Raw genomic sequence first — 11,435 nt, forward strand, 5'->3', positions numbered from 1 at the left:
CCTGACATTTCTATTTACTCTAGACATATTTATAAAATTTTCTTGACAAGCTGAAAATAAATAGTAGAATCCCCCTGTTTACAGTCAATGATCAGTGTGATTGTAAAGTATTGAAATCTACGAAAGGAGGTGGCGTTTAATGAAGAAGATATTCGCAATGATTATTTCTATTTTATTTCTGGCGACGATTTCGTTCGCGGTTGTTGGCTGCAGCAAGAAAGAAGAGCCGGCACCTGCACCTGCGGAGACCGCAGCCCCGGCAGCTCCTGCTACACCCGAAGCAGCCCCGGCAGCTCCTGCTACACCCGAAGCAGCCCCGGCAGCCCCGGCAACAAAGTAGTTCTGTCTTAACCGTAAAAAAGGCTGGAATTTTATTCCAGCCTTTTTTTTATCTTATTTTTTGACTATCCCCGCAAATGTATTGTATAAGCACTTATAAATTGCGTCAAAAATTTATAATGGAGGTGCAGCTATGAGCAATCGCGGTGATTTTATTGCGGGGATGGTTGTTGGTGGTTTTTTGGGCGCCCTTGTCGGCATTCTTTATGCGCCGAAAAGCGGCAGGGAGACACGCGAAGAAATCGGCAGAAAAACGGAGGAGCTTCTTTCCCGGGCAAAGGACGAATACGAGAACGCAATAGAGAAGAGTCGCAACGCCTATGAAGAAACCCTGGCGAAACTAAAAAAGCTCGAGGAACAGACCCAAAAAAGGGTTGATGAAGTGGGCGAGAGGGTGGAAGAGTTAAAAGAGCAGGGGAAAGATACATTGCAGGATGGCAAGAGCCGCTTGAAGAATGCTATCGTCGCGGGGGTCGAAGCCTTCAAGGAAGAGCAGAAAAAGGCATAGGAAAAGCGGAAGAGAAAAGAGGAGTTGACCATGACGAATATGGAGATAATCCTGTTAATTGTCAGCCTGGCCTTTTTTGTTATTGCCGGCTATGCCGTCTGGACCTTGATTCAAATCAGAAAGACGTCATTAAGCGTGGCAGAGACGCTCGACAGCGTCAACCAGAGTCTGCCGGTTATAATGAAAAATCTTGAGGAAATAACAACCCGCGTGAACAAGGTTACGAACACCGTCGAACGACGGGTTGACGATTTTTCCTCGACATTCGAAAAAATTAACGGCGCCATGAATTTTTATCTGGGGAAAGAACAGTTATTCCGGCAGCAGGTGGGCATCCCGGTTGCGAATGTCTTTCGCACCTATGGGGCGGTTGTAAAAGGAATCAGCGTCTTTCTCGATTATCTGAAGACCGGCTCGCCGTCCGGGAATCCCAACCGTCACCGGTAAATTACTCGAACAATGGCGGAGGGAAGTTTATGGCCGGGGTAACGTACGGGAAAAGGGGCGGGCATATCCTTGTAAAAAAGGTTCAGGAGACGTCTCCTTTCTCCCGTTCCGCTGAAGATGTCGTGCGGCAGATAAAGGCAGCGCAAGCACCGGGCGAGGAGGATTACCGGGAGCGGTCCCTTGCCATGCATGGCCTGATTTGCGCCCGCTGCGGCAGGGAGTTTGACTCCTCCAATCGCCACCTCCTCACCGTTCATCACAAGGACGGCAATCATCAAAACAACCCGTCGGATGGCAGCAACTGGGAGAATCTCTGCGCTTATTGTCACGAGGATGTACACAGCCGGGAGCTTTTGGGCGATTACCTCGGAGGAACGGCTGCAATTCGGGAAGAAGCCGTTTTCTTTGCCGATTCTGGCGCGCAAGAAGGAATGGGAGCCCTTGCCGAAAAACTGAAAAAAGCATTGGAAAAGAAAAAAAATAAATGAAGCCCAAAAAACACCGCAATGTAACGCGGCGATGTTGCTAACATAAATTCAATTTTCATATAAGCATATAAGGATATCTTAATCTAACTTGAAAAAGGAGGATGTAAAATGGGTAAGCTTTTGTGGCAGCCATCCGAGGAACGAATCAAAGGTTCGAATATGCACCGCTTTATGGCGTTCGTCAAAGAGCGGTATGGAAAAGATTTTAAGGATTACAGCAGCCTTCACGAATGGTCGGTGAACAATATCGCCGAGTTCTGGGGGGCGGCTTGGGATTTTCTCGGGATAAAGGCTTCCCGGAAGTATGACAGGGTAATTGAGGATGACAAAAAAATGCCCGGGGCAAATTGGTTTCCCGGCGCTCGCCTCAACTTTGCCGAAAACCTGCTGCGTTATCGAGACGATTCCGTCGCCCTGGTTTTCAGGGGGGAGGATCATCAGCCGGTTAAAACAACATACGCCGAGCTCTATGATGAAGTCGCAAGACTGGCTAAAAGCCTCAAAGCTTGCGGCGTTGTTCCCGGAGACCGCGTTGCCGGCTTCATGCCGAACATGATTGAAACCGTCGCCGCCATGCTTGCAGTGACAAGTCTCGGAGCGGTCTGGTCTTCTTCCTCGCCTGATTTTGGGATCAAGGGCGTGCTGGATCGTTTCGGGCAGATCAAACCCAAGGTGCTCTTTGCGGCGAACGGCTATTTCTTCAAAGGCAAAAGCCTCGATTCCCTTGCCCGGGTTGCCGAGATCATCAAGGCTCTGCCGACGATCGAAAAGGTTGTTATCGTTCCTTATACTGTAAAGGAACCGGATATCAGCTCCTTGCAGAACGCCATTCTTTACAAGAATTTCCGCTCTCCCGAAAGTGGGTTAGATATAGATTTCGAGCAGCTCCCCTTTGATCATCCCGTTTACATTATGTACACCTCCGGGACTACCGGCCTTCCCAAGTGCATGGTGCAGAGCGCGGGCGGAATCCTGATCAACCAGATGAAGGAGATGATCCTCCACACAAATGTCACCCGGGACGATACGATATTCTACTTCACGACCTGCGGCTGGATGATGTGGAACTGGCTTGTCAGTGCCCTGGCCGTCGGTCCGAAAATTGTCCTTTACGACGGAAATCCGTTCCATCCGAATGCGGGCGCCCTCTGGAAAATGGCCGAGGAGGAGAAAATCACGGTCTTCGGAACGAGCGCCGGGTATATCTCGGCTTTGATAAACGAGAAGGTGCTGCCGGGGAAAGAGTATGATCTTACTGCTCTCAAGACGATCCTTTCGACAGGCTCACCCCTTTCCGAAGAGGGATTCGAGTTTATCTACCGCGAGATCAAAGGAGATATACAACTTTCCTCCATCTCCGGCGGGTCGGATATAAACGGCTGTTTTGCCCTGGGCAATCCGATTGGACCGGTATATTCCGGCGAACTGCAGTGCCGCGGCCTGGGAATGAAGGTTGAAGCCTTTGACGAACACGGCAAGCCGGTTGTCAACCAGCAGGGAGAGCTGGTCTGTGCGGCCCCTGCGCCCTCCATGCCGATCTACTTCTGGGAAGACCCGGAAGGAAAGAAATACCACGCTGCTTATTTTGACGTATATCCCAATATCTGGAGACACGGCGATTATGTCCTGATCAATGAAAGGGGAGGGGTGATAATTTACGGAAGATCGGATGCCACGCTTAATCCCGGCGGCGTCAGAATCGGCACGGCGGAGATATACCGTCAGGTGGAGAACGTTGAGGGAATCACGGACAGCATCGTTGTCGGGCAGAATTGGAAAAATGATGTTCGTGTTATCCTTTTTGTGATGATGGCGCCGGGCGTCGAACTTACCGACGAACTCAGAAACAAGCTCAGAAAGCTGATCCGCGAGAACGCCTCGCCTCGTCATGTGCCGGCGAAGATAATAGCGGTTCCGGACATCCCCTACACGTTAAACATGAAAAAGGTCGAGCTTTCGGTAAAGAAGATGATCGACGGATTGGCGGTTACCAACAAGGACGCCCTGAAAAATCCGGAGTCGCTGGATTTCTATGCAAACATTCCGGAATTAAAGGAAGATTGATTGTAACTACTTAAGGTGGATAGTGACAAAAAACTACTGAAAGGGCGGTGCAATGCCGCCCTTTTTTATTACTTCTTACCTCAACAGAGAAAACGGTTTCTCCCTTTCCGTCACGAGTTTCTCGCCCACGGAGGTTCCGCAGTAAGGGCAGTAGTAGTCGTATTTGTCGCCCTCCGACAGAATCAACAAAAGACGCTTTCTGACCGGGACGGCCCGCCGGCATTGGGGGCAGAACAGCTCGGTTGCGTCAAAATCGTCGTATTGAGGCCTGTTTTTCATTCTTCATCACTCTCCGGTATATTTTTCGCATTCTCAAGCCAGACGGCGGCCTGGGAGTCGCTGGGGGCGCGGTAGTCCCCTCGGGGCGACAGCGAGCCGCCGGAGCCGACCTTGGGGCCGTTGGGGATGCAGGAGCGCTTGAACTGACTGGTTTGGAAAAAGCGGTACAGAAAAACATCTAACCAGTGGCGAATCTCGCCGATTGCGTACTGGTTTCGCTTTTCTAATGGCACATCGGGCCATTCTCCCTTTGTCTTGTCGCGCCAGGCGCAGTAGGCCATAAAGGCTATTTTTGTCGGCAGATAACCGAATCTTGTTATGTAGAAGGTATTAAAATCCTGAAGTTCGTAAGGGCCGACGATCTCCTCTGTTTTCTGGAAGGGCTGCGCGTTTTTTCCGCCCGGGATCAACTCTGGGCTGATTTCCGTCTCCAGGATGTCGAGCAGGATTGCTGCCGTCTCTGGTGAGTACTGGGCTGATTTCGCCACCCAGCGGATGAGATGCTGAATCAGCGTTTTGGGAACGCTGGAGTTGACGTTGTAGTGCGAAATATGATCGCCGACGCCGTAGGTGCACCAGCCGAGCGCCAATTCGCTTAGGTCCCCGGTGCCTACTACCAGTGCGTTTCTATTATTGGCGATTCGGAAGAGGTGCGATGTTCTTTCACCTGCCTGGATGTTTTCAAAGGTGACGTCGTAAACGGCCTTTCCCGCTGCAAACGGGTGGCCGATATCCTTGAGCATCTGCATACAGCTCGGACGGATGTCAATTTCGTTTACTTCTACGCCCAGTGATTTCATGAGGCGCAAGGCGTTCCTATATGTTTTTTCTGATGTCGCGAATCCCGGCATCGTGTAGGCCAGAACATTCGCCCGGGGCAGCTTCAGCATGTCCATCGTGCGGGCGGCGACGATGAGGGCGTGCGTGGAGTCTAATCCCCCGGATACCCCGATCGCCACTTTTTCGATGCCGGAGGATTTGAGCCGCTGCGAGAGGCCCTGAACCTGAATGCTGTAAGCCTCGCAACAGCGTTCATCGCGCATGGCTGGGTCAGCCGGGATATAGGGAAACCGGGCGTATTGGCGCTTGAGCAGCAGGCGCTCCCCTCTCTGGTCTGTCTTTATTGTAACAGTTCGGAACTGTGTAAGTTTTTCCTTGTGAGTGAAGGCATTTTTACTGAAGGTAGTCTGCCGCATGCGATCCTGAACAAGACGGTCCAAATCGATGTCGGCTGTTATTATCTGGGAATTATCCGCGAAGCGCTCCGATTGGGCGAGCATATTGCCGTTTTCAAAGATCATGGCATGTCCGTCCCACGCCAGATCGGTCGTTGATTCTCCCGGGCCTGCCGCTGTGTAAAGATAGGCGGCGAGACAGCGGGCGGACTGATTGGCGGCGAGACTGCGGCGGTATTCGGCCTTGCCGATGGTGGCGTTCGAGGCGGAAAGGTTGCCGATAACGGTGGCGCCCGCCATGGCGGCAAACGATGAAGGTGGGATTGGCACCCAGAGGTCTTCGCACATCTCCAGAAAAAGGCGGAGGTGAGGGATGTTGGCAACCGTGAAAATGAGGTCGGCGCCGCAGGGGATAGCTTCCTGCCCGCATAACGAGATCGTTTTAGAGACAGCTTCTTCCGCGGGGCAAAACTGCCTGACTTCATAAAACTCCCGGTAATTGGGGAGATATGACTTCAGAGCAACTCCCTCGATTTCCCCCCGATAAAGCACGATTCCCGCGTTAAAAAGACGGCAGTCCAGCCGCAAGGGGGCGCCGATCGCGATAATTACATTGAGGTCTTTGGTCTCGCGGGCGACTTCTTGGATTGCCGCAAGGACGCCGTCGAGAAGCGCCTCCTGCTGAAAGAGATCGTCGTTGGAGTAGGCGGACAGTCCCAGCTCCGGGAAAAGAGCGAAGATGCACTTCTGTTCCGCCGCTTTTCGCGCCAGGTCAATTGTCTGCGAGGTGTTGAAGGAGACATCGGCAACCCGGACCTCAGGCAGGCAGACGGCGGTTCTGATAAAGCCGTGATTGTAGAGATTGAAAAATTCTCCGTCGTTTCTCATCGCTATTCCTTCTCAACGTAAGCATAAGCGCTGTGATTGTGGATGCTCTCGAAGTTTTCGGCCTCTACCTTGTACCACTGAAAGTTGGAATCCTGGTTAAGGCGCACCGCTACGTTACGGACGATATCCTCCACAAACATGGGATTATTGTACCCCTGCTCGGTAACGAATTTTTCATCAACCCTCTTGAGCAGGGAATAGACCTCGCTGCTGGCGGAAACTTCGATCAGCTTGATAAGATCTTCGATCCAGAAGAATTTATGGAAACGCACCAGCACCGTCACGATGCTGCGCTGGTTGTGGGCGCCGACAAGGCTGATTGCCCGGGAACAGGGACAGACCGTTGTCACGGGAACATCTACCCCGACGATGAAATCCATTCCCGTATGGTCGCGGGTTCCGAGAAAGCGGCAATGATACTCCATCATGCTCCTTGCGCCCGAGCGAGGCGCGGTCTTTTCTATGAAGTAGGGGAATTCGATCTCGATATGCGCCGATGAGGCATGCAGTTTTACCCGTATTTTTTCCAGGATGTCGTGGAATGTCCGGATGTTGACCTGCTCCCTGATTTCGTTCAGCACTTCGACAAAACGGCTCATGTGCGTCCCCTTGAAATGGTGGAGGAGACTTACATACATGCTGATTGTCGCATTGACCTGCTGGGTTTTGCGGGTTTTGTCCAAAACGGTTATGGGGTATTTAAGACCCTTTACCCCTACCTTCTGGATGTTGACATTCCGCTCATCTTTTAGATTCTGTATGTCGATCATAGGCTGTAGGATACGCGAGCGTCCTCCGATTCCCATACGGTGACGCGGGTAATGGGGGCGTTTGCGGATTTGGCCTTTTCCGCCAATCTTTCAAACATGAATTGGGCGATGACCTCCGAAGAGGGATTGAGGTCTTTTAAACAAGGTAACTCATTCAAGTATTTATGATCAAGTTCCTCAAGTATTTCGTTTGTCCAGCGCTTCAGCAGGCGAAAATCGAGCAGCAGGCCGTCCTTGTTCAGATCCTGTGCCCCCGCTGAAACCTCGACGGTGAAATTATGGCCGTGCAGTCCCTCGCACTTTCCGCCAATGTCGCGCAACTGATGGGCCGCAGCAAAAGATTTTCTTATCGTCACTTCGAACATGAAAATGTCCTCCCCTTATTTTCGTTGCCCTATATCACAAAAAAGGCGCAGGCGATAAGCGGAAAATAATGAAAATGTTTGCAAAGTAAAACATCCGAAGATTTTCATGCTTCGTTGTGCCCCACGGGCAGGGGGGTTTAAAAGAAATAATTGAGTGATCTGTCCGCGCAGAGAGAAACGCAGGCGTTTGGCAAATATTGGCCGATCATTGCGTTACTGACAAGGACTGGTTTGTCATGCTGTTATTCGGAAGCATATTTTATTGACACACAGGCCTGTTCTCCCTATACTTCCCCATCGAAACGGATTTCTCATTACAATACAGGACCGCGACTCTTGAAAACGGAAACACAAAGCGACTTCGTCTGGCTTACCGGGATATGCTTAAGCCGCAGTTTTTTTGCGTTAGTTTTTACCGCCTACTCGGCGGCGCTGCCGTTGCTGAAAACCGATTGGGAAATGTCGGCAAGCCAGTCTGGCCTGATACAATCAGCCTGGCATGCCGGTTATCTTATATCGCTTTTTATGGTCGGTTTCATTGCCGATCGATTCGGCGCTAAAAAAACGTATCTTGTCGGCAGCGTTCTGGCCGCCTTAAGCGCGCTGATCTTTGCGTTTTTTGCTGACGGCTTTGTCTCCGGTTTTCTCCTTTACGGTTTTACCGGATTATGTTCGGGAGCCTCCTATACCCCGGGCCTTACCCTCGTTGCAGAGCGCTATTCACCCCTGGAGCGCGGCCGTGCCATGGGTTGGTTTCTTGCCGCCGCTTCGCTGGGGTACGGCGTATCGCTGTTTTTGAGCGGTATTTTAATGCCAAAGGTCGGCTGGCAGGGCTCTTTCATTGTCACTGCGTGCGGACCGCTTATCGCAATGATGATCTCGTTCTGGACCCTGCGCGCGACACCCAACGTGGTTCATCCGCACGGAAATGAACTCACTGGAATCCGCGCGCTCCGCGCCGTCTGGAAAAACAGGCCGGCCATGCTTCTGATCTGGGCTTATGTATTTCATGCGTGGGAACTGCTCGGGTTATGGGCATGGTTGCCTGCATATTTAGCGGCGTCTCTCGTCCAGAAGGGCGCCATGAACATTCAGGCCGCCGGTTTCGGGGCCCTCTTCACCGCCCTCACTTACATTACCAGCATGAGCGGCAGCATTTACGGCGGCGCCCTCTCGGATCGCCGGGGAAGAACCAGAACCATCCTCTGGGGCGCCTGCCTGAGCATCATGTGCTCCTTTACGTTCGGATGGATGATGACTCTGCCGCTGTGGCTCCTGGTGTTAGTAGCTTCGCTCTACAACGTTACCGCGATTGCCGACTCGTCGGTCTATTCAACGGCGCTTACCGAACTGGTTCCCTCCCACTATCTGGGCGCCGCTTATGCGCTGCGCTCGGTACTTGGTTTCGGCGCCGGGATCGTCAGTCCCTGGGTGTTTGGGCTTGTGCTCGACTGGATGCGCGGCGAACCGTTCCGCTCGGAGACGATGGCGTGGGGGCTTGCGTGGACCGCGCTGGGCGTCGGCGCAGTCCTGGGGCCGCTGATGACTTTAATGTTGCGCGCCACGCCCGAGGCGCAAAAGATGGCAGGCGGAAAAAAATAGCGGGCGGCTGCGGCAGTTCAGGCGTTGAGAGATTTGAGCAGCCTGCCGTTTGCATTCATGCGCTGGCGTAATTAACCACTATCTTTTTGGCGTCATCTGGTTTATATACCCCTCCAAATTTATCAAGGAGATCAACGCTTATGTCACGAGCCGACCGCTATTTGAATGCATGTAAAAAAGAGGCCGTGGACTGCACGCCCGTCTGGATCATGAGGCAGGCGGGCCGCTACCTCGAGGAGTACCGCGCAGTAAGAACCAAGCACAGCTTCATCGAGGTGTGCAAGACGCCGGAGCTCGCGGTGGAGCTCACCCTGCAGCCCGTCCGGCGCTTTGAAATAGATGCCGCCATCATCTTCGCCGACATCCTGCTGCCGCTGGAAAAGATGGGGATTGATTTTGAATTCACCAAGGACGACGGCCCCCGGATCAACAACACCGTCCGGACGCGGGCCGATGTGGAAAAAATCCGGGCGATCAATCCGATGGAAGAGATGGCCTACCTGATGGACGCAATCCGGATGGCGAAGCGCGAACTGAACGGCAAGGTTCCGCTGATCGGTTTCTCGGGGGCGCCGTTTACGCTGGCGAGCTACATCACCGAGGGGGGCGGTTCCCGGAACTATCTTTACACCAAAACGCTGATGTACCAGGAACCCGCTACCTGGCATCTGCTGATGGAAAAGCTGACCGACATGGTGATTGTTTACCTGAATGACCAGATCAAGGCGGGCGTGCAGGCCGTGCAGGTCTTCGACAGTTGGGTCGGATGCCTCTCGCAGGCCGATTACCGGGAGTTTGTGCTGCCCCACCAGAAACGCCTGATGGCCTCGCTTGATCAATCGGCGCCGCATGTCCATTTTGCCTTTAACGCATCGCATCTGCTGAAGCTGATCCAGGAGGCCGGGGGCGATGTGATCGGCCTGGATTGGCGCATCGAGATCGACGCGGCATGGAAGGAGCTCAACTATGAGAACGGAGTCCAGGGAAACCTTGATCCGGTGGCCCTCTACGGTTCGCGGTCGTACATCAAACGCCGGGTTGCGGAGATCCTCGCTAAGGCGGGAAATAGGAACGGCCACATCTTCAACCTCGGCCACGGCATCCTGCCAACGGCGCCTATTGACAACGTGAAATACATGATCGACATAGTCCACGAACTGAGTGCAAGAAAATGAAAACCGCCGTCATCCTTCTAACCCTGGGCGGCCCTCGCTGCCAAGAGGAGATACCGGAGTTCATAAAGCATTTTATCGGCAGGGAGCTGCCTCCGCCGGCGATGAAGGCCGTCATCGAACGATACCGCCTGATCGGCGGTTTTTCGCCGCTGGCGCGCATCACCGAGGAACAGACCAAGGCTTTGGGCGAGGCGCTGGGCGAAGAATATCTCTGTTTCCCCGCTTTTCGCCATGCACAGCCGTTCATTGAAGATGTACTTGAAAGCGCCGCGGCGGCGGGAGTGGCGCGGATTCTGGTCCTGCTGCTCTCTCCCTTCTATACGAGCGTCACTACCGGGAATTACATAGACGTCGCAAAAGTCCACATCGCCAAGATGTCCCTCTCCACACCGGTTGATTTCATCCACAGTTGGTATAGAGAACCGCTTTTTATCGAAAGCTGGGTGAAGCAGATCGCCAGCGACTCGTTCGACGAGCGGGCCTTTTACCTCTTTTCGGCGCACAGCCTGCCGCTGAGATACGCCGATGAGCCTTACCGGCGACAGATTGAGGAGACCGTTTCCCTCGTTGCCTCCCGCGCCGGCATCCTGAACCATGCGCTCGGCTGGCAGAGCATCCCGGAGCGTCAGCCGGAACCGTGGATTACCCCGATCGTCGAAGATAAAATTGATTTCATCGCCGCCGCCGGGTTTAAAGAGATCATCCAGGTTCCGATCGGCTTCACCGCCGACCATATCGAGACGCTCTTCGATATTGACATCACCCACCGGCAGTACGCCCTGGCAAAAGGGCTTTCCTTCCGGCGCATTGCCTCTCTTAATGCCGGCGCTGCTTTTATCCGGGCCTTGAAAGAGGTCGTAACCAAGTTTGATCACGATGAACGATAAAAAAATAGCCATAGTCGGCGGCGGCATCTCCGCCTTGGCCTGCGCCGTAACTCTGAAGGAAAAAGGCTTCAACTTTACGCTCTTCGAGAAAGAAGACGCCGTCGGCGGCAAATTATTCACCGAAAATATCGGCGACTTTACCATCGAAGGCGGACCCGACAGTTACCTGCCGGAGAAGGTCTGGTCGGTGCAGTTGATAAAAAAGGTGGGGCTTGCCGACCGGATGCTCTGCTCGAACGATGAGCGCAAGGGGACCTTCATCTATTCCGGGGGACGTCTCCATCCGCTTCCGGAAGGCGTAATGCTGATGGTTCCCACGATGATCATGCCGTTGGCCAAGTCCGGCCTCATCTCTTGGCCGGGAAAAATGCGGATGGGCATGGAGCTCTTCGTCCCGCCCCGAAAAGATACGAAGGACGAAAGCCTTGCCGAATTCGTTACGCGCCGG

Annotated in this window: 13 protein-coding genes; 9 read left to right on the forward strand and 4 right to left on the reverse strand. The window is 53.2% G+C overall.

Features of this window, described 5'->3' with window-relative positions; all coding sequences use genetic code 11:
• Window positions 1–139: 139 nt before the first annotated feature.
• From M0P74_12785 to M0P74_12805, 5 genes are all read left to right on the forward strand, one after another.
• Entirely contained in the window at window positions 140–340 is a 201-nt protein-coding gene (locus M0P74_12785; protein ID MCK9364460.1) for a hypothetical protein, read from the forward strand.
• Between the two features lie 132 nt (window positions 341–472).
• A complete protein-coding gene (locus M0P74_12790) occupies window positions 473–847 on the forward strand; it encodes a YtxH domain-containing protein (GenBank protein MCK9364461.1) in 375 nt (124 codons plus the stop codon).
• Window positions 848–877: 30 nt separating this feature from the next.
• A complete protein-coding gene (locus M0P74_12795) occupies window positions 878–1,294 on the forward strand; it encodes a DUF948 domain-containing protein (GenBank protein MCK9364462.1) in 417 nt (138 codons plus the stop codon).
• A gap of 29 nt (window positions 1,295–1,323) precedes the next feature.
• A complete protein-coding gene (locus tag M0P74_12800) occupies window positions 1,324–1,782 on the forward strand; it encodes a YajD family HNH nuclease (protein ID MCK9364463.1) in 459 nt (152 codons plus the stop codon).
• Window positions 1,783–1,890: 108 nt separating this feature from the next.
• Window positions 1,891–3,846 carry an acetoacetate--CoA ligase gene (locus M0P74_12805; protein MCK9364464.1) on the forward strand — a complete coding sequence of 652 codons (1,956 nt, stop codon included), beginning with the start codon at window positions 1,891–1,893 and terminating at the stop codon, window positions 3,844–3,846.
• A 75-nt stretch (window positions 3,847–3,921) separates the two neighbouring features.
• Here M0P74_12805 and M0P74_12810 read toward each other — a convergent pair whose 3' ends face one another.
• The 4 genes from M0P74_12810 to queD are packed head-to-tail and all read right to left on the reverse strand — an operon-like array spanning window position 3,922 to window position 7,323.
• Window positions 3,922–4,125: a cytoplasmic protein gene (locus M0P74_12810; GenBank protein MCK9364465.1), complete on the reverse strand. Its 204-nt coding sequence runs from the start codon at window positions 4,123–4,125 to the stop codon at window positions 3,922–3,924.
• Window positions 4,122–6,188, reverse strand: coding sequence for an NAD(+) synthase (locus M0P74_12815; GenBank protein MCK9364466.1), 2,067 nt, complete (start codon window positions 6,186–6,188; stop codon window positions 4,122–4,124). The genes M0P74_12810 and M0P74_12815 overlap by 4 nt, the downstream gene beginning before the upstream one ends.
• A 2-nt stretch (window positions 6,189–6,190) precedes the next feature.
• A complete protein-coding gene (gene folE2 / locus M0P74_12820) occupies window positions 6,191–6,958 on the reverse strand; it encodes a GTP cyclohydrolase FolE2 (GenBank protein ID MCK9364467.1) in 768 nt (255 codons plus the stop codon).
• Complete coding sequence (gene queD / locus M0P74_12825; GenBank protein ID MCK9364468.1) at window positions 6,955–7,323, reverse strand: 6-carboxytetrahydropterin synthase QueD; 369 nt, start codon at window positions 7,321–7,323, stop codon at window positions 6,955–6,957. The genes folE2 and queD overlap by 4 nt, the downstream gene beginning before the upstream one ends.
• Before the next feature lie 336 nt (window positions 7,324–7,659).
• Between queD and M0P74_12830 the strand changes: the two genes are divergently transcribed.
• The 4 genes from M0P74_12830 to M0P74_12845 all read left to right on the forward strand — a co-directional run.
• A complete protein-coding gene (locus tag M0P74_12830) occupies window positions 7,660–8,925 on the forward strand; it encodes an MFS transporter (protein MCK9364469.1) in 1,266 nt (421 codons plus the stop codon).
• Between the two features lie 140 nt (window positions 8,926–9,065).
• Window positions 9,066–10,100: a uroporphyrinogen decarboxylase gene (hemE, locus tag M0P74_12835; GenBank protein ID MCK9364470.1), complete on the forward strand. Its 1,035-nt coding sequence runs from the start codon at window positions 9,066–9,068 to the stop codon at window positions 10,098–10,100.
• Entirely contained in the window at window positions 10,097–10,987 is an 891-nt protein-coding gene (gene hemH / locus M0P74_12840) for a ferrochelatase (protein MCK9364471.1), read from the forward strand. Before hemE ends, hemH begins: the two co-directional genes overlap by 4 nt.
• Window positions 10,977–11,435 (forward strand): FAD-dependent oxidoreductase (locus M0P74_12845; protein ID MCK9364472.1); only part of this gene is annotated, 459 nt, incomplete at its 3' end. The genes hemH and M0P74_12845, both read left to right, overlap by 11 nt.

The sequence above is a fragment of the Syntrophales bacterium genome (assembly GCA_023229765.1).
In the GTDB taxonomy this organism is placed as follows: Bacteria; Desulfobacterota; Syntrophia; order Syntrophales; family UBA5619; genus DYTH01.